Consider the following 23,879-nt stretch of genomic DNA (forward strand, 5'->3'; position numbering starts at 1 on the left):
TTTTTTTTGCCAAAGTGACACACTTTCTAAAATTCGCAATCCCAACTCCCACAAGGAATGAGGAGGGTTGGACTTTGCCATTTTGCCAAATGTAACCCCCCTATTAGAAATCGGGGGTTTCATCATCAGAAACTAGGAACTTCGGGCTACGGTCTGCGCCTGACTTGCCGTCAGGCTTGCCCTTGCCCTTGTCCTAGTTCCTGATGATTAAGTGCCGTCTGAACGGCTTTGGCATATGATTTTCGTCTGCCCTCTTCAAAGCGAATCAGAGTTTCCAGAAGGAGTTCTTCTTGAAGAGGAGTCACCAAAATAGCTGAGTCAGAACGGTCAAAATTAATTCCTTGTTCTTCTAAGAGATAGATAATCTTTCGAAGTGTTGCGACTTTTAGTTCCTGCTCTTCTGCAAAATCCTTTAGTGGTCGTTGGTTGATATGGTTTTCTAACTGTACTACCTCTTCTATTAGTTCTTTTGTTGGGACTAGTGAGTCATAGTCTTTAAAGACAGAAAACTCTTCTCCTTCAAATTCTAAAATAGGAATTTGCGAGTAGGCTTCATAGAAAGAAAAGCCCTGGTCCAATGGTACATAAGGTGAGAAAAATTCACCAGCCAAGTCTCCGTTGTTTGCGATGTAACCCCGTCCCTTGACCTTAACGCCATTGATTTCATCCAGTTTTTTGAACTCTTTGGTTTTATTGGCATCTCCAAACATCATGTCATAGCCTGTTGATTCTAAATGACCGACTGAGAGACGCTTCATGAAGTTATCCCTAAGAGCAGTTTTGACAAATTCCCCGTCAGGACGTTGCATGGCAAAAATTACATAAACTCCAGCTTGACGGCCTTCTAGGACTAGTTGTGTCAGGTATTCAGTGACTTCTGCTTGTAGGCTATAATCACGTTCGATTTTAGCGATAAGTGCTGCCCACTCATCTACCAGAATGAATTTAGGCTTCATCCCGTAATACGTAAAGTTCTTACCAGCTTGAAATTTGGGAGAGTTAGACATGAGTTCATAGCGTTTCTCCATGAACTCCACGTTTTCCCTAAAGCACTGGATAATATCTTCCTTGCTGGTAAAGACTCGACCATGAAAGACAGGAATTTTTTTCAAACCAGATAGGTCAGAATTTTTCGGATCGCAAATATCTATGAAACCAATCTTAGCAAGAGCATAGATGATGGACATGAGAAGAATCGTTTTCCCTCCTCCTGTCCCTCCACCAATCAGTAAGTGTGGTTCTTCGATGAAGTCCCAAACAACATCTTTCATAAGTTGGAGTTTTGACCCGTCAACCACTACTTGGTCAATCCCAATACGGCTATCAATCCGATTGATGGCGATATCGTACTTAATAAAACGTTTATCAAAGGTTTTATTTCGAAAGTCACCATTAAACATGACTTCAAGGGTTGCCCCAAGATTGAGAAATCGATCTTGAAACTTATTGCCTTCTAGGATAAAACTCACTTCCAAACTATAACGGGATTGTTTGAGATAGACTTGAGGAAGTCTGATTTTCTCTATCATCCTTTTCTCTCGTTTGACTTTCTTGACTAGGTAGAGATTGTTTTCTAAGAGAAAACGAGAGAGAATTCGCAAGCTATTGAGTTTTTGAAAAGCGAGTAGTTTCTCGTAGCAAAGCCAATTCAGAATTTGAGAGATGAGAGCGGATAGTAAGGCAAAGGCAACTAAGTAGTAGGTTGTGGGAAGGGGTTGGGCTTGTAGTTCCAAGTGGTGTTGATAGACATAATAAGCTAAGGCAAATAAAAAAGGCGACCACAAGATAAACCAAGTGATTGCCTTGATATGTCGATGATAGACTTGAACTCTTTGTCCACGGTAGGTAAAGAGTTTCATGTGTCACCTCCTAGTTTTCTTTCTTGTTTTCTACGGGTTTAGAGTCTTTAGGGTTTGCCCCTTTTTTCTTAATCTTAGAAGCAAAGAGCTTGTAGATATCATTGCGGTTAACGTGAGTATGAGTTACGACAATGTCTTCTAGCTCCACTCCCTCACGGTACTTGAGCCCCAAGTCTTCGATTTCAGACTCTGACATATCGGCAATGGTGAAAAAGAGAGTTTCATGTTGGACTGAAGAATGAATCCCTACCACAACACCCCGAATTTCCCCCGTATTAACTTGAACGTAGGATCCGTCAGGATTGCGTTGGGAACGGTCAATTTCATAGATGGTATCTGTTCCTTCAATTCCTCGGAAAGTCAATTTTCCAAAGACTTGAGGGATGTTTAGACCTTCTGAAATAACTCGATAGGTTTTATCTGCAATTTGAAGTTTTTCTCCGTAGTTTAATCCAATTTTAGCCATGTATGTTTTCTCCTATTCTTTTTTATTTTTTCAAAACCAATTTTTCAGCAAATACATTAAGTGCTGGGGCAACAGAATTTCCGTTTAGGGAAGTATCTGCGAGAAAAATGGGATTAACCACTTCAACCAAAGCATCTTCTGGAAAGACGGTAGCTGAAGCAGGTGTGATTACGTGGAAGGCTCCGTGTTGTTCATTGTTTAGCACGTGGCGTTGATATTTGCCTTCTTTTCCGAAGACATAGCGAGGGGCATTTCCCAATTTTTCGTAGTAAGCAGTACCGATAAATTCTGGTAGCATGACAAGTGTTTCTGGGATCATAAGTGTTTCCTTTCTGAGTGTAAATTAAAAAGAGTTAAGCTAGTTGCTTCACTCTTGAGTAGTAATGAGTAAAAAGTTTTCGTTTAAACATTCTGGTATAAAATTGTACTTCACCTTGAGCAAAGCCAGTAAGTAGTGATTGGTTGGCAAGTTTATCTAAATCATTTTGGGCTTGATGATAGAGTTGTCCCTGGAGTTGTTCGGAAGCAGAAAACATATCATAGGTGAATATGTAATTATTGTAGAGTCGTTCACATTGTTGTGCGAAAAAAGTTAGACATAGTGTTCTCCTTTATTGTAAAAGTAAAAAGCTACTAAGAAAATGGACTTAGTAGCTAGAGTAAATCTATCTAGTAAATTAGATAGAAAGCAGTAGAGAAAAGTTATTTGGTTGAAGGATTCCTCCTTCGCGGTGGCAACGTTTAGCAAGGTGCTTTGCATCAATTACCATCGCTTTCCCAGCCAATCTCATCAGGTAGTCATTGTCATACCCTTAAGATTCTCTTACGCCTTTTGGCGAAGCCAGTTCACTTTACTATTCGGAAAAGTGCGAAAGTCCGAAATGCGTGGAAGTCCACAAAAAATGTTTTAAATCTTCACTTCAACCATCAAACAGACTTGACTTTTCTTTCCAAAACGTTTACAATAAAGGTACGAAGTTTAGTGTAGTTTTGGCAATCAGTCCTCTGGTTGTCAGACGCACTTTTTATTTAATTGTCAATGATCGTGATTCAGCCTTGAAGATAAGGTTATTATTTTCAATTGCTATACAACTATTAGTTGTTGATTTTATTATACAACCATTAGTTGTAAAAGTCAACGATTTTCTACAAAAATTTAAATTAATTTTTTGAGGTCACATATGAAATTCGGAGAACGCTTGAAAATACTGAGGAAACAAGTAAAATTAACACAATCCCAAATAGCTGAAAAACTAGATATTTCTCAACAGGCATACGCATCATGGGAACGTGGAGTGAAGAAACCTACACAAGAAAATCTTATTAAAATTGCACAGATACTAAACGTTACAGTTGACTATTTAGTTGGCAACTCAGAAGAACAATCAGATGAATTCGACAATATTGAATTACTTTTCCGAATGAATTCAAAGGGATTAACTGAAGAAGAAAAGATAATTTTTAAAAAAGAATTAATTGAGTTTATGAGAAAACGAAAAAAAGCGTTTGAGACCAGAGAATAACGAATAACATAAGTAGACTAATTTATCAATAATAAAGTAGTATATGAAAGGAAAAAAACATGACCAACCTAAAAGAGTATTTGGATGAAGATGTAAAATCTTTACTTGAGAAAAAAGATTTTAAATTTGATGATTTTAATGTGAGCATAGATAATCCTCAAATTGATGTGAAAAAAATTGCAGAATCGCTGGGATGTAAAATAAAATATAGTTTTTTAATATCAAAGGCCGGAAGTCATAATATAGAAAGTAAAGAGATTACTGTTAATGAACTTGATCCGGATTATAGACAAAGATTTACAATAGCTCATGAGATTGGGCATAATGTCTATGACCATAGTGGTGTTAGAAATAGAATTACGAAAGATCAAAAGATTAATAAAACAGAACGTTCTTTTGTAGATATTCTTATTGAGAGACAAGCAAATGATTTTGCCTCAAAACTTTTGATGCCTGAGAAGCTACTTTTGGGTGTAAAAAAATACTTAGAAGATAACAAGGAAATTCGAAACGAAAGGCAAGTAGTTACTAAGCTAGCTGATAAATTTAATGTTTCTTATATCGCAATGGAATACAGATTGAAAGCGGTAATAAATGAGCAAAAATGAATATAAAATAATTAAAGACTTTTTAGATAAAGAGGATTCGCTCTTTGATACGTTGATAATTACTATTGGGCTTGTTGGTATTAATGATAATAGTGATGATTTATCTCATAAATATAGAGTTAGTAAAATTGAAGCTAGCTCTGAAGGAAAAAATGATAAGTTTATAAAAATTCGTAAATTTATTCAGGAACTTAATAAAGAGGTTTCCAATAAATCAAATACAGGTTTCAAAACAAGTGATAAGAATTCGGGATGGAGTATATTTTTTTTAATAAAAGAGTGTATTCAGATATTGTCAAGGGATGAATTTCACTTTAATTATTATAGGGGACAGAGAAAAGGGGAATGGAAAACAATTCCTTCTGCTTTCAGAGATCTTGTAAATATCCATGGGGATTTATATTCTGATGAATTTGAAGATATTTATAAAGAGATTCATCGAAAATTTCCTGAGAAAATTGAATATGTAGAATTTCCTCAAATGAGAGTATCAGATGAATGTTCAACAATAATACAAGCTCGAGGTCAACAGTTAGCTTTATTACAACATTATGAACTACATACTGCATTATTAGATATTACGTCAAATCCATTTATAGCTTTATTGTTTATGACTAATGGAGAAATGGATAATCCAAAACTTGAATTTTATGATGTTTCAGATACAAAGTTATTTATGGAGCCCGAAAAGACTGAATTAAATAATAGAATACTTGCTCAAAAGGGTGCTTTTCTTAATTTTGAAATGCTGCTTTCAAAAGTTAAGAGAAATACTAGTTTGATTGATGAATTAAAAAACGATGATAATAAAATGCAAATACCTAGAGTGGTTCTGGAAATTAAGTACTTAGAGGAAGACACTGAAGCGGAAAATAAAAAGCAATCTGAAATTAACGAAAAGTTAGGAAAAAACAAAAATACGAGGACATTAGCGAAAGAATATGGAAATGTATTTACTGTTGATAGAGCAGAAATTTTTCAGGATGTTAAAGAAAAATTAAGGAAAAAATTATCTGAGTTTAAATACAATGAAGATGATTTATTCCCAGATTTTGAAGATTTTTTAAAGAATAGAATGAAGTTGTTCGATAAACCTGAATAACAAATTTCCTAATTAATAATAAAATGAAAGTGGACAATTGTCCGCTTTTTTTGTATAATATACTCAACCAATTCGGTTTAGTATAGAGCGTTGTGACTTAAAGGAGGTACTGTTCGTTGGATGAATTGTATTCAAGAGTAAGTGAAATCACAAAACAAGTCCTTTATTCCTTTATGAAAGAGGAAGAAATTTCAACTCTACACTATCACTTTCACTATTATTTTGACTATTGCGTTCATGATAATAACATTCAAGTTATTAGTCACCACTTTTCAAATCATAAAATTGAAGGTTTGACAGTTATTGATAAACTAGGGACGAGTTTTTCCTATGAGCAAGACAATCCTGTAACCAAGCGTAATTTTACCTTATGTCATGAATTAGGGCACTTCATTTTGAAGCACGATGGCTCTTATTTTACAGAGTCGGTGGATAATCAGGAATCGATTCTAGAGCGAGAAGCCAATGTATTTTCAGCTATTGTACTAATGCCTGATATAGTGTTACTATCCAAGATTTACTACGCTTGTGAATCTTTTCAAAAGGTCAAAGAGGATCTAGAAGTTTCAAAGCAGGCACTTTATTTCCGACTGATTGACTTGTTGAGAGTTTACCAAGTGGATACTGAATCAGTTATCAAACAGGCAGTAGATGAATACCTAGACGGTCAAAATGCCTCCCTTCACCATTACTTTCATCAACTGAAAGAAATATTGATTGAAGAGTTCAATCAATATCAACCCTCGCTTATAGCACGGCTAAAAAAGAGATTGAAACAAAGCAATTTTGTGACTAGTCATGAACTACCAGAGTTGCTTGACCAGAAAAGATGGGACGAGATTAGAGCGGTAAAGAATTTCAAGGTATGGCTTGTTTACAATAAAGGAAAATCTTTAGCCTATGTGTGGGATAGCAACAAACTATCAGAGGCAGAAGCTAGGAGAAAGGCAAATTTAGAATTATTAGTCATGTGAGGTGAATCATGTATCAACCAGAAAAATTAAAAGCTCGGAGGAAAGAGCTAAAACTAACACAAAAAGATATTGCAGATAAGCTAGGAATTAGCTATCAAGCCTATTCTGCTTGGGAACGTGGAGTCAAAGAACCTTCTACTGAGAAAGTGGCATTATTAGAGAAACTTTTGAAAGTTCCAAAAGGCTATTTCACTGAGATAGAGATTGTCAGACTTTATAATGTCCTCTCACCAAATGGAAAAGAACAAGTTGTGTCTTATGCTCGTGACTTAGTCGCAGAAGAGCAAAATAAGAAGGTGGTCTCTATTACTGAACCACGCTATGAATATCGGGTCTATGAAGAAATGTCTGCTGGTCTTGGTGCCACTATCTATGGAGAAAAAGAATACGATACAGTCTACTATAACGAAGAGTTAGGGCATGATTTCGCCTCTTGGGTATCGGGGGATTCTATGGAGCCTAAATATCCAAATGGTTCCGTTGCCCTTATTCGTGAGACGGGCTTTGATTATAATGGGGCAGTTTATGCAGTTGTTTGGAATGAGCAGACCTATATCAAGCGAGTCTACCTGGAAGAAGACGGCTTACGCCTCGTTTCCATCAACAAGAAATACAAAGACAAATTTGCTCCTTATGACGATGATCCTCGCATTGTCGGAAAAATTGTCGGAAATTTTATGCCTCTAGAGGACTAGGTTATGGGAATCATTGACTATTCAAAAGAACCTGTTAGTGATATTGCCTTTATTGATATGAAATCTTTCTATGCCAGCGTTGAGTGTGTGGAGCGAGGGCTTCATCCTCTTAAAACCTCCCTCTGTGTGATGAGTCGAGCAGATAATTCTGCTGGATTGATATTGGCATCATCACCCATGTTTAAGAAAGTATTTGGGAAAAAGAATGTTGGTCGGGCTTATGATTTACCCTTTGATGTCAAAACCAGAAAATTTTCTTACTATAACGCAAAAAAGCAGGGACTTCCAACGGATCCAGATTTTGTACGCTATATTGAGGAATGGGCGAAGACCACCTTTATCGTTCCACCTCGAATGGACAAGTACATTGAGGTTAATATGGAAATACAGCGAGTTTTTCAAAACTACGGTAGCCCCAATGAAATATACCCTTATTCGATTGATGAGGGCTTTATTGACCTAACAACTTCTCTTAACTACTTTATTAGTAATCAGACCATATCCCGAAAAGATAAGTTGGATATGATCTCTGCTAAGATTCAAAAAGATATTTGGCGAAAGACAGGTATTTACTCAACTGTTGGTATGTCAAATAGTAATCCCTTGCTTGCTAAGCTAGCCTTGGACAACGAAGCTAAGAAAATGCCCACCATGCGTGCTAATTGGTCTTATGAAGATGTAGAAAGTAAGGTTTGGGCAATTCGTAACATGACAGATTTTTGGGGAATTGGTCATCGTATGGAAACGAGATTAAATAATTTGGGAATTTTTTCTATTAAGGAACTTGCTAATAGTAATCCCGATTTACTAAAAAAGTCTTTAGGAGTAGTAGGGCTACGTCTCTGGTTTTACGCAAATGGAGTAGATGAAAGTAATGTTAATAATCCATATAAACCAAAGAGCACAGGATTAGGTAACTCTCAAGTCTTACCAAGGGATTATATCAAGCAACGGGATATCGAGATTGTCCTTCGAGAGATGGCAGAGCAGGTTGCTATTCGTCTTAGACGAGCGGGTAAGAAAACAACTGTTGTCTCTATTCATGTAGGCTATTCCAAACAGGAAAATAAAAAATCAATCAACACACAAAAAAAGATCGAACCGACTAATCATACGGACACGCTAACTAATGTGGTTTTACAGTTATTGCATCAGAAATACAGTTCAGGTGCCGTAAGGAACGTTGCTGTCAACTATTCAGGTCTAGTGGATGAATCGTTTGGACTCATTTCTTTATTTGATGATGTTGAAAAAATAGAAAAAGAAGAAAGGCTCCAATCAGCGATTGACAGCATCCGAGATCAGTTTGGGTTCACTTCACTCTTAAAAGCCAATGCCCTTGAGTCAGCATCAAGAAGCATTGTTAGAAGTAAACTAATTGGAGGTCATTCTGCTGGTGGACTAGATGGTTTAAAATGATAGATCGTTCCTATTTGCCCTATCAGTCAGCCCGAGAATATCAAGATTCAGGTATGCAAAAGTGGATGGGCTTCTTTTTATCTGAACATACTACATCACTAGGAGAAGAGAAACATCGTGTCGATCTAACTAGTGACTTGAACAGAACAGAAAAACTCTTGTTACTTTCTCAGCTTTATGTTGGGCGTTTAAAAGGTCGTTTCACAGTCAAACAAAAAGCTCAAAAAATAACCTTAATTGGGGAGGTGGGGGAAATTGCAGTAAAGGAAATATCCCTCAAAACACTTGAAGGATACCAGCTGGTTGAAGTGGAAGACATCCTGGACATTCAACTATTAGAAGAGGTTGCCTATGAGTAGAAAAGAACTCTATGAGAATAAATTGCAGATGGACTATTTCTCTGACAACTATATTCGATTTGAAGAAGATTTCCAAAAATACTCAGCAATGGACATACCACTTACTTTTCTAGTTGATGATATTCTCAGAACTATGGCTATGAATCAGAAAAACTACTTCAAACTTAATAAAGAGAATTCTAAGGATGGGCGAGAACATTATTTCTACTTTAAAATTAAAATGAGTGATGAAAGTAAGATGGTTAGGAAGTATCAGTATTTGCAGGTGTTTAGTAGCCTTCAATGTATTTGACTTTATTTTAGAACATATCCCTATGTACTACTATGGGATGTTTGAGTGAAGTGTGATATAATTTAGAAGGTATTATTTATAAAGAGAAAGTGAGAATAAATGATGACGAGTGCATTGGAACTCTATTTATCTACTGTAAAAAATAAAGTTGTAGAAGAATTTGATTTTACAAATAAAAAAGTGAAATATACTGAAAACTTAAAAGGTTGGAGTATTTCCTCATTCACTCCTGAAGAACAGGTTAGATCGTATTTATTATCAAAACTTGTTAATGAATTAGATTATGAAATTGGAAAAATTGAAATTGAAACAGAATACCCAGTAGGTAGAAAAAAAGCTAAAGAACGTCCACGTGTTGATGTAATTGTACGTGATAATGAAGGAAAAGCATTTCTTTTCATTGAAGTAAAAGAGCCAGATCAATTTGAGAAAGAAAAAGAAGAAGCAATTGAAAATCAATTGTTTAATTTAGCACCAAGTGAGGATGCAAAGACTGGTGTTAAATATTTGGCGTATTATACATATGAAATTAATGGTGAAACAATAAAAGATAAAGTAATTATCATTGATTTTGAAAAATTTAAATCTTATGAGAGTTGGGAAAAAGTAAGAGATTTCTCCGATGAAATTCCAAAAAGATATGGTATTGCTCAAAAACAGCCTTACTGTAAAGGTAGTGATAAAGATTTAGAGAAAAATTTTACTCATGAACAGATAGACGGAATTAGAGTTAATCTCCATAATGTACTATGGGGAGGAGGTGGAACAGATGATAATGAAGTCTTTTCCAGTTTGGTAAATATCATTCTTGCAAAAATACAGGATGAAAGTGAGAAAAGAAATGGAGATCAGTATGACTTTCAAATTCTAGCTGATGTTAAGGATAATGCTATCGAATCTGATGAAGTATTATTTGATCGGATTAACTTATTATATCAACGTGCTTTAAATCAGAGAATGAATGTATCAAAAGTAGAAGATGCAAAAGTTATTGATGTAAATAAATTTTCTCTTTCTAAACTAAAATATACTGTGCAAACACTGGAATCTTATTCTTTTGTTGATGGAAAAAATTCATTCACGGGTAAAGATATACTTGGTGATTTCTTTGAAGGAATTATTAGGGAAGGTTTCAAACAAAGTAAAGGACAGTTCTTTACCCATATCAATGTTGTAAAATTTTTATTGTGGGGATTACAAGTTGATAAGTTAGCAATTGAACGTGTCAATAAAGATCAAGAAATTCCATATATGATTGATCCGAGTTCTGGGAGCGGGACATTTCTTATCGAATATATGAAATTCATTACTGAGAACTTGAAGCGACGCTTTAAGGACCAACTAGCGACTAGTAGGGATGTTGAAGATAAATTTGATCAATGGTTTACACCAGACCATCGAGAAAATAAATGGGCGAAGGATTACATATATGGGTCGGATATCAATTTTAACTTGGGGACAGCTACAAAGGTTAATATGATTTTGCATGGTGATGGTTCAACTAATATCTTCGTTGGAAGTCCAAACGGTGATGGCTTATTGCCATTTATGGAATACAATAGCGAGAAAGCTCCTAATGTCTTAAATAATTCGTCGGAAGACTCATATTATAATAATAAAAAGGTAAACAAGGCCTTTGATGTGATTGTGACTAACCCTCCTTTTTCTGTGGATCTAGACAAAGATACAAAACGGAAATTAAATGATGGTTTCCTTTTCTCAGATAAGAAAAACTCTGAAAATTTATTTATCGAAAGATACTATCAATTATTAAGAGATAAAGGGCGGTTGGGAGTTGTTTTGCCTGAGAGTGTATTTGATACTAGTGAAAATAAGTATATTCGTTTATTCATCTATAAGTACTTCAATGTTAAAGCAATTATTAGTCTTCCACAAGTTACTTTTGAGCCGTATACTTCTACAAAAACAAGTTTACTGTTTGCTCAGAAAAAAACTCCTGAAGAAATCTCCGAATGGAATGTTCTGTGGAAAAAATATGGTAAAGAGTGGGAAAAGTTAAAGACACGGATAGAAAAAGAGCTTGAATTACTTACTTTGATGGAATTGCTGGATAATTTTGATGAATTGTCGGCTGAAGAAAAGGATGAGCTATATAAACAGATAAAAAAATGCTATCAGTTGAAAAAATCGGATAAGGATTCTCTTGTTCAAAAGAGTTTTTCAGAACTTGAAGAATTATTATCAAATATAACTTTGAATAGTAAATGGTCTATAGCTTCTGAAAATGAAGAACAGAGAAAAAATAATATTCTCTATTTGTTAAATGTTTACGATTCAATTGATGAAAATCTATCGATCATAGAATTACTCAAAACCTATCGACAAGAGTTGATTGATCTAATTACACTAGATAAGGACACAAAGGAAGTATTTGGTTTTGTAAATACATGGTGGGTATTTAATCAAGTTGCAAAGGAACTGTCTTATTCAATATTTATGGCTGAAGTTGACAACGTAGGTTATAAGAGAACTAAACGATCTGAAAAAGAAATGCCAAATGATCTTTATGATTTAGAAATCGCACCCCAAACGTTGGATAAAGAGGAGGTTATGAAGCCATTGTTATCAGAACTAACTAGTGTGTTGAGTCAGATAGAAAATCTAGAAAAGAACGAAACAAAAAAATCACTAGATGAATTAGGTAAGTTAGAAACGAAAAGACTTAATTTAGAACGTGAAATTGCTGAGCTAGAAGATCTAATAGATAAACTGTATGATGACGGAAAACTGAAAGATGAATACTTTGATCGAATACAACAAGGTGAGTTGCAATCTGTATTTCTAAATCCGTACCTTAAGCCATTTATATCTCATAGGGTAGCTTTGAGAAGTGGAGTAAAAATAAAAGTTTTGGATTATTTGAGGGAAGTTGAATGGCAGTAAAGATTTATAACGTTGAATTTCAAAGAATGGCTTTAGAGCCAAGTCTGAGAAATGACTCAAATTTTATTTCATTTGAAAATGCTGTCGTTAATCGATTCTATAAATTCAAAGAACTCTTTGAGATAGTTAATGATCATAAAGTACCTTTAGAGAATCTAAACGATGATTTTTATTATGTCGAAATTGGAAATGCGGATAAATTAGGAAATGTATTTCCTGTAAAATTAAATTTTAATAATCGTCAGTTAGAAGATGAAGATTATTATAAGAAAATTGAAAAAGGAAATATTATAAAAGTTCAAAAGGGGGATATACTTATTTCAAAAGTAAGACCTTATTTAAAGAAGATCTTACTAATTGATGATGATAATTCGAAATATTATTATACTTCTGCTTTTATACACATTCGACCTAAAAAGATGGGTAAGATTATGTATTATTGCATGCGAACTTTGTTTTTTGAGAATCTGATTGCGATTTCTAGACAAGGTAAAGGATATCCAACATTAAATGAAACGGATCTCTTATCTATGAAGTTTGATGCATCGATAATTGATTTACTTTTAAAAAAAGAACAGGAATTGTTGCAGAAAATAGAGCAAAGAGAGAGTGAAATTTTACAACTAGAGCGTACCAGAAAACCTGAAAGCCAATTAATAAATGATATATTTAAGCAAGAATTCAGTTTGAATTTAAATGAGTATCATGAGAAAAGGAAAATTAGAATTTTCCAAACCAGTTTAGAAAGTTTTTCAGCGAATTTAGATCTTCGTAATAGTGTGAAATTTCATTGGCCATCCGGACAGTATGTATATAATGAGTTAAAGAAACAGTCATCGAAAAAGATAAAGGACTATATTTCAGAACCTATCGTCTTAGGTAAAAGTATATCACCTGTCAATTATGACGAAGAAGGAGAAAGCTATTATATATCAATGGCTGCTATAAAGGATTGGAGATTTAATCCTGATTCTGAGAACGCAAAGACAATATCAGAACAGTATTATAATGAAAATAAAGCAACCAAGTCTATTCAAAAAGGTGATATAATCTTAGCAAGATCTGGTAAGGGGACAATAGGCAAAGTCGCTTTAATTGATAATGATAATCATGAAGGAATATTTGCCGATTTTACGATGAGAATTAGACTTAAATCGTATTTACCTAGATTTGCTTACTATTATTTCAGGACAACTTATTTCCAACATTTATTGGAAGTAAACTGGAAAGGTCTGGGAAACAACTTAAATATATTTCCTAGTCAAATTCAGGAACTTCCTATACCGGATATAACCATTGAGGAGCAAGAAAGAATCGTTTCTTTGATAAAAGGAGAGATAGACTTGCAGAATCAATCAACTGAACAAATTATAGAAAAGCAATTGGAAGTTGAAAGTTTAATTGAACAAAGCCTGAAAAGTTAAAAGTCCATTCTAGAAAAAAGGGCTACGAAACTATTGTTTTATTAGTTTCGTAGCCCTTTTTAAATTATGTATAAAGAAGATTTTAGTTTTGTAATTCATTGTATTTCTTAAGTGCTTCCTCGTAAGCATCCGTTCCTTTTAGATAATAGTCGTGTTCTGTACCACTAATATCTACGGTAATAACACCGTCAGAATGTTTGTAAGTAACTTCTTTAGCTGAAACCTCTTCACCAGAAAGTTCAAAGGTGTTGTTTTTACTATTGATGGTGAATTTGTCATACTCTTCCTTATCGATCGTACCTTCAGTATCTTTGATAGAGAATGACAACTCGTTTCTTAGACCATTCTCGGTATTAATCCAATAGTAGTTGTCATCTAGGTTGTCTTGTGGGGAACAAGAAATGAGGATAAACTCTGATAGGGTAAGAAGTAGAAATGATAAGATTTTTTTCGTGGTGAAATTTTCCTTTTCTACTGTTATAATAGATAATATTTGTCTGCTAAAAAATAAAATAATGTCCATTATAACGGAAATTTTTTGATAAGTCCGTTTAAGTAGACCTAATCTTTTGAATTATCTTATATATATTTCAATTAATAAATGGTATAATATTTATGTTAGGACTTTGCTTGATTCCCCTTTGGAAGATCAGCAAAATTTACACCATTCTGATATAATTGAATCAAATATAATAAAATTTGAGCGGTAATTCTAAAAATGTTGAAGCTAAAGCTTTTTGAAACTGGTTGAAATAAACGCTTATTAAGCCAGATTTTCCAAAATGTAGAATCTGAACTAAAATTAAGTGAGACATGTATCAAAACACTTCCTCCCTATCCAAATTCGGATAGGGTTTCTCATCGTTAAAAACTCTCTTTAGTATCTCGACACTTTCCTTCAGATGAAGGAGTTCGATTTTTCTTCTAAGAATATCAGTATTTTTCTCTATATTCTCGCAATGTCGTTTGATGTGCCATAAGGATTTTTGAATGTTATCTTCTTTTAAATTTTTCATACTCCTATCTTATCAGGTAAATTCTTAAAAATAATGTTGCTTTCCTCAAATGATCAAAATATAGCCTGAAAAGCACTAAAAAATAAATTATGCCCAATTTCCCTTTGTTAATGGGACAACAAAAAACGCTTCAATCAAAGCGTTTTTATTGTATAAAGAATAACGAATAGTTTGAAAGTTTACTTGTTGCCGTATTTCTTCACAGCTTCTTTATATGCTTCACTACCCTTTTTGTAATAGTCCTGCTTCGTTCCTGAAATATCTACAGTGAATACGCCATCCTTGAAGGTATAATTCTCTTTTCTATTTATGATATTAGAACCAGTCAGTTCGATTGTTGAACTATCTTTATCAATTGTAAAGGCATCAGCCTCCCCTTTATTGATATTTCCTTTGTTACCTGAAATGGTAAAGGCAACTTCATTTCGACTCTCGTTTATCCAGTAGTATTCGCCATCTAAAGAATTGCTTGATTGGTTAGAACAGGCAATTAATAAAACGGCAGATAGAGACACTAAAAGTAATGTGATAAATCTTTTCATTTGCTTACCTCCATTTCTATTATATCAAAGGAATATTACAGGTGTAAGACATTAATTTTTTAAGTTAGTTTTCCTTCTTTCGGGAAAATAAGTCTTTTTCGGAAAATAGTGGTTAATGTGTAGACAATTTATCTAAATTGTTTGGAATATTTAAGTAACTTAACATAGGTTGGTAGCCTCTGAACTTCAATTTTTTCTATGTATTGAAAGCCTGTAGGGTTGAATGTGAATAGAATGAAATAGTTGTTACATTCGGTAACAATATATGTTTCAAATTTTGGAACAGAACGACTTCGGTAGGTTGCTAATTCAATAAAGTCATTTTCTATAGCTTCCTTGACAAGAAATGTTAATTTATCTTGCTTTATTTCTCGTTTTGTATAGAACATATAAGGGAAGAAAAGTAGTAAATTTTTTTCTGTTTCTATAGTGTTTAATACGTCGAGAATATCAACTTCATCACATAGAGGTTTATTGTTTTGATTTTCTCGTAAATACAACATATCATCGAGTGTTAAGGATCTAAATATTTTATGAATTTCGCCAACTCTAAAATTTTTATTCGGTTCTCTAGGTGGCCCGTAAGCTGTTACACCTTTGCATGGAACTGATACGCTTGGGCTAGCTAATCGCAGACCTCTGAGATAGGATCTTGAAGCTAGAAGTTTAAAGTCAATCTCGTAAGAAGGTGTGGTTGCATCTGGTTCAGAATTGCTTTCACTTAAAGGGTGTTCATATACATGATGTTCTGATTTTTTTTGAAAGAATAGGGATTGATTGAGATATTCCATTAGGAAGTATTCATAGTTTGAGTGACTTTCGTTATCAACAAAGTTATTCAATAAAACTGTTGCAGGCATAATATTAGCCTTTAGTTCTTCATCTATCATTATTGACCTCCGTTTTCTTCTATTATATAATACTAATTATAAAATTAATAACTTTTACCTGCTGATATCATCAACGATAGGAAGATTGGGAAATAGTTTCCCTGTTTTAAAATAATTCATTCAAATTTTTTGAAATCTTTTTCGATAAAAGGTTTTGAAAGAGGTTATGGTTGTGGCTTTTTGAATTCACATAAAAAGAGACCTTGTCAAACCAGGTCTTAAGAAAGCTCGTAAAGCTAGCCAGTTCTCAAAGCGTTAAGAAACGGCTTTATATCAATATTTCAAAGCACTCAAAAGTTTATCTTATGGGTGCTTTTTTCGTATTTTTTGAAAAAGTTCACCTCAAAGTTTACCTTATTGTTTCAGAGATCTTAGGGCGAACTCACCAACTGTCATAGGAACTATGTTGGAATCTTCTATTCTAAGAAGCTTATCAACAGATCTGTTAAAAGAAGTATAGAATGTAGCAAGACTATACGCACCAAAAATGGTGTGTTTTCTTTTTTTATGCTATAATAAGAAATAACTAAAGGAGGCCTCTTATGATTGGAGAAAATATAAAAATATTACGTAAAACACATGATCTAACCCAACCTGAGTTCGCAAAGATTGTTGGTATCTCACGAAATAGTTTGAGCCGCTATGAAAATGGGACAAGCTCAGTTTCGACAGAATTGATAGACCGTATTTGCCAGAAATTTAATGTTTCCTATATCGATATCATAGGGGAGGAAAAGATGCTTACGCCAGTAGAAGATTACCAGTTAACTTTAAAAATAGAATTAATAAAGGAACGGGGGGCGAATGTCTTAGCGCGACTTTATCGTTTTCAAGATGAACAAGGAATTGCATTTAATGATACTTCTAATCCGTGGGTTCTAATGAGCGATGATCTGTCTGATTTAATTAACACGAAGATTTATCTTGTTGCAACTTTTGAGGATGTAGAGCGATATAATGGCTATTTGGATGGCATTGAACGTATGCTAGAACAAGCTAGTCATCTGGTGGTGGCTTAATGAAGCTAGAAGAATTTAGTCAAGATAATTTTGAACAAGCCTCCAAACGACTCGTTCGTTCTTTAACTCGTGGAAAAACAACCTCATCTCATCCTAAGGCTATTTTGCTCGGTGGACAGAGTGGTGCTGGGAAAACAACGATTCATCGTATTAAACAAAGGGAATTTCAAGGTAATATCATTATCATTGATGGGGATAGTTATCGCTCTTTTCATCCGAACTACCTTGGCCTACAGGAAAAGTATGGCAAAGATAGTGTGGATTATACCAAAGTATTCGCGGGACAAATGGTTGAATATCTTGTAGATGAGTTGAGTAAAAAAGGTTATCATTTATTAATCGAGGGTACCTTGAGAACAACAGAAGTTCCCCGAAAAACGGCCCAATTATTGGCAATTAGAGGATATCAAGTCTCACTTGCACTGATTGCGACCAAGCCAGAATTGTCCTACCTTAGCACCTTGATACGTTACGAAGAGCTTTATACTATAAATCCTAGTCAAGCTAGAGTAACTTCTAAAGCACACCATGATGGAATTGTAGAACATTTAGTTGATAACTTACGGGAGTTAGAAAATGACAAGATTTTTAATCAAATTCAAATTTATCAAAGAGATCAATCGTGTGTTTATGATTCGCAAGTAGACGAAACCTCAGCAGCAGAAGTTCTACACGAATGCCTCTTCGGAAAATGGAGTAAGGTGGAGGAAGAGATGTTGAAGATGGGGCAGGAACGGTTGAGAGAGCTAGGGGGAAGTGTGACGGTGGAAAATTAATTTTCACATAGATATTTAGTATATAATATGAGGGATAGATAATGGAAACTGTAAATACAATTTTAGGAATAGTTGGATCGTTGTTTGGTATATATGCTACGGTAATTTCTCTTAAAAATAAGAAAGATATTGAAGTAATTATAAAAAATTCTAATAATAGTCAAAATATAGGTAATAATAGTAGTAATAATGTGCAAAATATTGGTGATAGGGGGAAATAGATGGCTAATTCTCAGAGTATTGGAAATCATAGCAATAATAATACTCAAAATTTATACATAACAAATATTGAGCAGCGTACATTGATCCCAACTGTTATTTTTCAGCTTTTAAAATATGTTGAAGGATTTCACTCTCAAAACGATGAAGAATTTTTACTTGAACAACCAGCTGAATTAAAAGCAAAACTACAATTTAATAATTCTAGGAGATATATTAGATTATTTAAAGAGGGTCTCGGTAACTATATTTCACTAGAAGAGGTACTAAAAGATGAATTCACAGATAGTCAAAGAGTAGTTGAAAATATAAAGAATATTTTTATGGATCATACTCCTATAGATGCAGAAGGAAATCCGACAGTAGGTAATGGTGATGAATGTTTGAAAAAGATGCATGATGATATCAAAGAAAGAATCGCGAGAGATCCTGATTTTTTATCTAGTCAAATTGATGACTTAGAATTGGATAAATTTATTATTGCACTTCTTCAATATGGAGTCATGGAGTGTCAGATATTATTGAATCCAAATATTTATATGGGGGATAATAATGTTATTACTTGATAAAAATGCTGAGCCCAAAAAGACTATTTTTTATCTTTCAGCTATTGTACATGGCTTGATTTTAAAGAAGATAGTCAATATAGAAAGTCTTTATATAGAACTTCAAAAAGAAATTGAAGATGAACTAAATTATGATTTTTTTATTTTAGCACTAGATTTTCTTTTTCTATTAGATAAAATAAGAGTTAATAATGAAGGAGATATTGAGAGTGTTCATTAAAAGTTTGAGTATTATCAGTAAAAATACTGATGTTATATTGAGAAAAATAGAATTTAAAAATGGAATTAATTTTATAGTAGATTCGGAGAAGTCTGATAAGCATAATAAAGTTGGAAAAACAACATGCTTAAAACTACTGGATTTAAGTTTAGGGGCAAAAAGTAAAGATGCCATTTTTAAAGATTATGAAACACAGAGTGTTAATGAGCAATTAAGATTGTTCATTGAAAATCAAAAAATCTATACTGATATGGTGTTAATAGATGATTTCAACCATCCTTCTAAAGAAGTTTCTATAAAGACAGAGTTGTTTAACAGAGGTAAGAGATATATTAATGGTGAGCAAACTTCATATGATGAAGTTAACAAATATTTAAATGAATTATTGTTTGAAAACAGCTCTCAAAAGCCAAGTTTTAGAAGCACAATAAAGTCATTTGTACGAATTTTAATGACTAAGGATAATACTCAATTTTTAAAAGTATTAGATAATTTTTCAAATATTTCGGAATATCGTGCTATATATAATTATTTGTTCGATATTTCAGATCCTAAAAACGATTTAGAGCTTGGTAAATTAAAACAGGAATTAAAAAAAATAAAAAGTAAGGAAGAGAATTATAAAAAAACAAATACTATAGATGATGTTGTAAAAATAAAACAAATTAATGTTGCAATTGATAAAGAAATTGATCGGTTAGAAAAAGAAATAAATGATTTAGTGGATAAAAAAGCATTTGAGAAAAATAGAATTCATATCAACGATATTAGAAAAAAATACGAGGAGATAAGTCGACAATTAAGTAAAATTGATTTTGACATTTTACAGTTACAAAAATATATCAAAGAGGCTGAGGAGAAATCCCAAAGAATAGTTAATCAAGAACTGGCAAATGACTTTTTTCAAGAAATTTCAGAATTGCTACCTAGTATTACTAAAACTTTTTTGGATTTAGTTGAATTTAATTCCCAATTGAGTATAAATAAATTGTCTTATTTTAATGATAGAATTCAAGAATTGATAAGAGAAAAGGAAAATAAAGAAAATATATTGACGGAATTGACTGAAAAAAATTCAGAATTTATTTCTTTAGTAGAAGAAAATAAAGTAGATTTATATTATGATAAATTAAATCAACTAAATGAGTTAAAAATAAAAAAAGTACAAAATAATTCAACAATTATTAGCTTAGAAAACATTGAGGAGCAAAAACAGTCTATAGAAAAAAGACTATCTGAACTGGAGAAGACTGTTAAAAATAATGAAGTAGAATACCAGAAAAAAATGGATATTTTTAATAGTTATTTTAAGAGCGTTGCAGGTCGAATAAATAAAGAACAGCCTGTCTTACTTTATAATCCCAAGACAGATGAATTTCCAGTTTCAATTGGCCAACTATCTGAAGGTACAAGTACAGGGACTAGAAAGTCTCTTATTGCTGCATACGATATTGCTTATCAACTTTTTGCTAGAAAAATTAATAAAGCAACTCCTAAATTTATTGTACATGATGTTCTTGAGAGTATTGAAGGTGATGATATTAGGGCGTTAGTTGACGAAGTGGAAAGTAATCAAATACAATATATTTCAGCGATTTTAAAAGAAAAGTTGGTATCCTCTGGGATGTCATTGGAGGAACAAAACAAAATGATTATTTTGGAACTTTCTATGAAAGATAGATTGTTTGAGAAATGAAGTGAGTTATTAAATGTTCATTGTTAATTATTTATAATCTAAATCGGATACCTAAGAATAATTTAAGAGAAGTTTTTATTATGGTTATCGATAATATAAATTTCCTATACCAAATGATATTCGAAAGGGTTTATAGCCAGATATATACAAACAGTTCGGTTCTATTATTAGAAATAATTTAGATACTTATTTTCTACCATTGAAGATATAGAATATTGTTGACAAATATTTTATGTTTTGTTATACTTACTTTAGATTTGAAGTCATCGAAGGTGCCGTTGGGCATAACTAGGTGGCCTTTTTTTATACATAGAGGGAATATTATTCATGTCAGATAACATATTTGAACTCAAAAATTTTAAAGAATATTTACCATTAGAAGTTGATATTTCTGATAAAGAATATTTACATTATAAACCGATTTTAGCACCAACTCAATTGAAGAAAGAAATTGAACCATCGTTATCGGAAGAGAAGCTTTATGACCACATGAAATATATATCTAAATGGAATTTCTCAAAAAAAGATTGCGATGATTTTTATAAAGAAGATTGCGTTAATTTTTTAAGAGATATTGATTTTCAATCATTCTCACAGTATGGTAAGTTAACGGAACGTAATTATTTCAAAGCAAAAACTGCCTATTTATTTGACAGCTATTTAAGAAATTTTCTTCAAGAGATTTTAGAACGTATTGAAGTTTTTTTGAAAAAGAGTACCTCAGATGCTATAACATTGGGCTATAATAAAGAAATCTATATTTTTGAAGATGATGAGTTGTATTATAATGAGAGTAAAAAATATAGTAAGGATGACCCCCATAGGAAAGATTTAGTTCTTCGAACGAAATATTATTTATCTAGCCTGATATTGCAAAAAAGTGAAGACAATATAGTTAAAAAACAGATATCTGAATTTGGGGTAGTACTTCCTTGGACAGTTTTCCGCTTGATGACATTTGGGAATATTTCTTCTTTTTTGGTTGCGTTGCAGCCTCTTTATAGAAATAAGGTTGCTTCCTATGTAAGTTTACCCTTAGATCAAACAAATAAAATTGCCGCTAAGGTATTGTTGTCATGGTGTAATGCTCTTCGCTACTTGAGAAATATCTGTTCCCATAATGGACGTTTATATGGTCGGTTGCACAATTTGCCACCAATTATTCATCGTGCTGATGAAGAATTGGTGTGTGATTGTTTAGATGATGATGATGATAAAAAATTATTTGTCTATTTTGTGGCAATGAGGCATATTATAATATCTATGTCTGAAGAGTCACATTTATTTTGGAATGATAAGTTAAAACGATTGTTGGAAGAGAGTCATCGCTATGAAATCGATTTTGTAAATTATGGTTTTCCAGAAAATTGGTTTGAATTGCTAAAAATCCAGAAAAAGAATGCATAAAACTAATAATAACCAAAATGGTGTGAACTTTTTGGTAAAATCTAGCTCAATTCGTGTATTTTTAGTGTAAAATTCACACCATTCAACTGAAAGTTATTCAAATTAGATGAAATTGTTCTTACTGAAAACGTGGGAAAACATTGATTTTAAGCGCATCTTGAAACGTATTCAAATAGAAGTGTTTCCAACCAGGTCTTAAGAAAGCTCGTAAAGCATCACAATTTAGTAAACGTTAAAACTTATTTAAACTTATTGAAAGCATTTCGTATCAAAAATACGGGATGCTTTTTCTGTTCACCCCAAATATTTGAACCTTGAATTTCCGTTAATACGTTCCGTTACGACTGTTGGCTTTAAAATAATTAGCTTTATCGTAAGGCTCATACCCTAAAAAGGCTGATAACTCTGCTTGAAGCAGATCGTTCATAACTGTTTCAAGGGATGAACGAAAAAATTCATCAATATCTTGCTTTTGGGCTAAGAAGTTAAGTAGTTCTGTGGTAAACTGAGTCATAGGAATAAACCTCGTTCTAGTAATGTTTCGTAACTCTACTATAACGGATTTCTTCCTTTTTGTGTTTACACAACCTATTTTACACTACCAAAAGGACTTTAGCTATTGGGTATGCAAGCTAAAGTTCTTGGCTCTATAATTTCTGTAGTGGGTAAAGCCACCATAGGAATTATAGAGTCTATTTTGTTGTAGAAAACATACTAAGATTAGTAGTGAAGAAATCTCCGATGCGAGAGAGTACTCACTACTTTTTCTTTATGTTAAAGTAGTGGTGTCTTGTAAAGTCGTAGGGCTCTATGGCGCTAGACGTCGCTTGACAAACTGGCAAGACACCTTGTTTTAGGTGGAGTTTGATCAAAGTATGTAGGACGCTAAACGTCGCGTATTGAAAATAAAATCACTAAAGCATGGAATTATTCAAGACAAAAGAGGTAATGTCATGCGTGCAGTATTTGGAATTGATGTCAGTAAAACAAGTTCTGAGGTGGCCATTTTAGTCAACGGTGAGAAGGTTCATGGCTACACCATACTCAATGATGCTATTGGATTCAATCGCCTGTTGGGCGACTTGAAAACTGTTCATAACCCTGAGATTATATTTGAGGCTACAGGTGTCTATTCTCGACGTCTTCAAGCCTTTCTTGAGGAATATAGTTACGCTTACACACGGCTAAATCCACTGGAAGCTAAGAAGCAATTGGATAGTCTGCGAGTTCGTAAAACAGATAAAATTGACGCTGAAAAGCTGGCTAAATCTTAGCTTGTGCACAATCGTAAACCAACTTACGTGCAGGAAGAAGTTTATCAACACCTGCGTGATTTAAGCCGTTTCTATCAAAATATGACAGAAGATCTTGTTCGAACTAAAAACCGTCTGCACAAGGTCCTACAAGTCACATTTCCTGAATTGGAAAATCTATTATCCACACCTACTGGAGAGCAATATTGAAACTTAGTGATGGCTTTTCCATGCAAAGAGTTTGTATTAAGCCTATCTCAAAGTAACTTGTGTGAGATTATCCGTCAATCTACCTCCAAACGCATCTCTGAAAAGCGTATTGCTTACCTGACTGATAAACTTATAAAACTCGCTAAACAATCTTTTTGTGCGGTCAAGAAAACCTCTCCAATGCTTGAAGAGGTTCGTTACTATGCTCAAGAATTGCTTCGTCTTTCTGAACGCAGACAAGTTGTCTTAAACGACATGGTAGCTCTAGCTCAGCTTTTACCAGAGTATGACATCTTACGGTCAATTCCTGGCATCGCAGAAACCACAGCGACATCTATCATTGGCGAATTGGGAGATATTCGTCGCTTTCAGTCTACCAATCAAATCAACGCTTTTATTAGCATTGACCTGAGACACTATGAATCTGGGAACTTTCTCGC

General features: G+C 33.4%; 23 protein-coding genes and 2 pseudogenes. 18 read left to right on the plus strand and 7 right to left on the minus strand.

What is annotated here, in order from left to right; genetic code table 11:
* Positions 1-170 precede the first annotated feature (170 nt).
* The 3 genes from FZ941_RS04740 to FZ941_RS04750 are packed head-to-tail and all read right to left on the minus strand — an operon-like array spanning position 171 to position 2,644.
* Complete coding sequence (locus tag FZ941_RS04740) at positions 171-1,859, minus strand: FtsK/SpoIIIE domain-containing protein (protein WP_148887030.1); 1,689 nt, start codon at positions 1,857-1,859, stop codon at positions 171-173.
* Positions 1,860-1,869: 10 nt separating this feature from the next.
* Positions 1,870-2,325: a conjugal transfer protein gene (locus tag FZ941_RS04745; RefSeq protein WP_148887031.1), complete on the minus strand. Its 456-nt coding sequence runs from the start codon at positions 2,323-2,325 to the stop codon at positions 1,870-1,872.
* Positions 2,326-2,347: 22 nt separating this feature from the next.
* Positions 2,348-2,644: a hypothetical protein gene (locus FZ941_RS04750; protein WP_000611955.1), complete on the minus strand. Its 297-nt coding sequence runs from the start codon at positions 2,642-2,644 to the stop codon at positions 2,348-2,350.
* A gap of 862 nt (positions 2,645-3,506) precedes the next feature.
* Between FZ941_RS04750 and FZ941_RS04760 the strand changes: the two genes are divergently transcribed.
* The 10 genes from FZ941_RS04760 to FZ941_RS10655 all read left to right on the plus strand — a co-directional run bounded on the left by FZ941_RS04760 (position 3,507) and on the right by FZ941_RS10655 (position 13,625).
* Positions 3,507-3,848 carry a helix-turn-helix domain-containing protein gene (locus tag FZ941_RS04760; RefSeq protein WP_002908809.1) on the plus strand — a complete coding sequence of 114 codons (342 nt, stop codon included), beginning with the start codon at positions 3,507-3,509 and terminating at the stop codon, positions 3,846-3,848.
* Between the two features lie 59 nt (positions 3,849-3,907).
* Positions 3,908-4,456, plus strand: coding sequence for an ImmA/IrrE family metallo-endopeptidase (locus FZ941_RS04765; protein WP_148887033.1), 549 nt, complete (start codon positions 3,908-3,910; stop codon positions 4,454-4,456).
* The gene (locus FZ941_RS04770; RefSeq protein WP_148887034.1) at positions 4,443-5,558 is read left to right on the plus strand and encodes an FRG domain-containing protein; all 1,116 of its coding nucleotides are present in this window, start codon (positions 4,443-4,445) and stop codon (positions 5,556-5,558) included. Before FZ941_RS04765 ends, FZ941_RS04770 begins: the two co-directional genes overlap by 14 nt.
* 116 nt (positions 5,559-5,674) lie before the next feature.
* Complete coding sequence (locus FZ941_RS04775) at positions 5,675-6,532, plus strand: ImmA/IrrE family metallo-endopeptidase (RefSeq protein ID WP_148887035.1); 858 nt, start codon at positions 5,675-5,677, stop codon at positions 6,530-6,532.
* Between the two features lie 8 nt (positions 6,533-6,540).
* Positions 6,541-7,227, plus strand: coding sequence for an XRE family transcriptional regulator (locus FZ941_RS04780; protein WP_148887036.1), 687 nt, complete (start codon positions 6,541-6,543; stop codon positions 7,225-7,227).
* Between the two features lie 3 nt (positions 7,228-7,230).
* Positions 7,231-8,646: a Y-family DNA polymerase gene (locus tag FZ941_RS04785; RefSeq protein WP_148887037.1), complete on the plus strand. Its 1,416-nt coding sequence runs from the start codon at positions 7,231-7,233 to the stop codon at positions 8,644-8,646.
* On the plus strand, positions 8,643-9,005 hold the full coding sequence (locus tag FZ941_RS04790; RefSeq protein ID WP_148887038.1) for a hypothetical protein: 363 nt from the start codon (positions 8,643-8,645) through the stop codon (positions 9,003-9,005). Before FZ941_RS04785 ends, FZ941_RS04790 begins: the two co-directional genes overlap by 4 nt.
* Positions 8,998-9,297 carry a DUF5960 family protein gene (locus FZ941_RS04795; protein WP_148887039.1) on the plus strand — a complete coding sequence of 100 codons (300 nt, stop codon included), beginning with the start codon at positions 8,998-9,000 and terminating at the stop codon, positions 9,295-9,297. Before FZ941_RS04790 ends, FZ941_RS04795 begins: the two co-directional genes overlap by 8 nt.
* Positions 9,298-9,396: 99 nt before the next feature.
* Positions 9,397-12,201 (plus strand): N-6 DNA methylase, encoded by a 2,805-nt coding sequence (locus FZ941_RS04800; protein WP_222861807.1) that lies wholly within the window; start codon positions 9,397-9,399, stop codon positions 12,199-12,201.
* Complete coding sequence (locus FZ941_RS10655; protein ID WP_222861808.1) at positions 12,192-13,625, plus strand: hypothetical protein; 1,434 nt, start codon at positions 12,192-12,194, stop codon at positions 13,623-13,625. Before FZ941_RS04800 ends, FZ941_RS10655 begins: the two co-directional genes overlap by 10 nt.
* 82 nt (positions 13,626-13,707) lie before the next feature.
* On the opposite strand, the gene FZ941_RS10735 is transcribed toward FZ941_RS10655, so the two are convergent.
* The 3 genes from FZ941_RS10735 to FZ941_RS04825 form a co-directional block, all read right to left on the minus strand.
* A complete protein-coding gene (locus FZ941_RS10735; protein ID WP_262366270.1) occupies positions 13,708-13,953 on the minus strand; it encodes a hypothetical protein in 246 nt (81 codons plus the stop codon).
* Between the two features lie 867 nt (positions 13,954-14,820).
* Positions 14,821-15,183: a hypothetical protein gene (locus FZ941_RS04820; RefSeq protein ID WP_148887041.1), complete on the minus strand. Its 363-nt coding sequence runs from the start codon at positions 15,181-15,183 to the stop codon at positions 14,821-14,823.
* A gap of 128 nt (positions 15,184-15,311) precedes the next feature.
* Positions 15,312-16,073: a hypothetical protein gene (locus FZ941_RS04825; RefSeq protein WP_148887042.1), complete on the minus strand. Its 762-nt coding sequence runs from the start codon at positions 16,071-16,073 to the stop codon at positions 15,312-15,314.
* A 542-nt stretch (positions 16,074-16,615) separates the two neighbouring features.
* Between FZ941_RS04825 and pezA the strand changes: the two genes are divergently transcribed.
* The 7 genes from pezA to FZ941_RS04865 all read left to right on the plus strand — a co-directional run bounded on the left by pezA (position 16,616) and on the right by FZ941_RS04865 (position 21,976).
* Entirely contained in the window at positions 16,616-17,092 is a 477-nt protein-coding gene (gene pezA, locus FZ941_RS04835) for a type II toxin-antitoxin system antitoxin PezA (protein WP_148887044.1), read from the plus strand.
* The gene (pezT, locus tag FZ941_RS04840; protein ID WP_148887045.1) at positions 17,092-17,868 is read left to right on the plus strand and encodes a type II toxin-antitoxin system toxin PezT; all 777 of its coding nucleotides are present in this window, start codon (positions 17,092-17,094) and stop codon (positions 17,866-17,868) included. Before pezA ends, pezT begins: the two co-directional genes overlap by 1 nt.
* Positions 17,869-17,909: 41 nt before the next feature.
* Positions 17,910-18,089, plus strand: coding sequence for a hypothetical protein (locus FZ941_RS04845; protein WP_148887046.1), 180 nt, complete (start codon positions 17,910-17,912; stop codon positions 18,087-18,089).
* Positions 18,090-18,653 (plus strand): hypothetical protein, encoded by a 564-nt coding sequence (locus FZ941_RS04850; RefSeq protein ID WP_148887047.1) that lies wholly within the window; start codon positions 18,090-18,092, stop codon positions 18,651-18,653.
* Entirely contained in the window at positions 18,640-18,873 is a 234-nt protein-coding gene (locus FZ941_RS04855; RefSeq protein ID WP_044814943.1) for an ABC-three component system middle component 6, read from the plus strand. The genes FZ941_RS04850 and FZ941_RS04855 overlap by 14 nt, the downstream gene beginning before the upstream one ends.
* Positions 18,863-20,569 carry a DUF2326 domain-containing protein gene (locus FZ941_RS04860; protein ID WP_148887048.1) on the plus strand — a complete coding sequence of 569 codons (1,707 nt, stop codon included), beginning with the start codon at positions 18,863-18,865 and terminating at the stop codon, positions 20,567-20,569. Before FZ941_RS04855 ends, FZ941_RS04860 begins: the two co-directional genes overlap by 11 nt.
* Before the next feature lie 327 nt (positions 20,570-20,896).
* The gene (locus FZ941_RS04865) at positions 20,897-21,976 is read left to right on the plus strand and encodes an Abi family protein (protein WP_148887049.1); all 1,080 of its coding nucleotides are present in this window, start codon (positions 20,897-20,899) and stop codon (positions 21,974-21,976) included.
* Between the two features lie 328 nt (positions 21,977-22,304).
* On the opposite strand, the pseudogene FZ941_RS04870 reads toward FZ941_RS04865, so the two are convergent.
* Positions 22,305-22,490: pseudogene (locus tag FZ941_RS04870) on the minus strand (transposase); the annotation flags it as partial.
* Between the two features lie 439 nt (positions 22,491-22,929).
* Between FZ941_RS04870 and FZ941_RS04880 the strand changes: the two are divergent.
* Positions 22,930-23,879 (plus strand): annotated as a pseudogene (locus tag FZ941_RS04880) (IS110 family transposase); the annotation flags it as partial.

Origin of the sequence: Streptococcus sp. Marseille-P6264 (assembly GCF_902460355.1) — a bacterium.
Taxonomy (GTDB): Bacteria; Bacillota; Bacilli; order Lactobacillales; family Streptococcaceae; genus Streptococcus.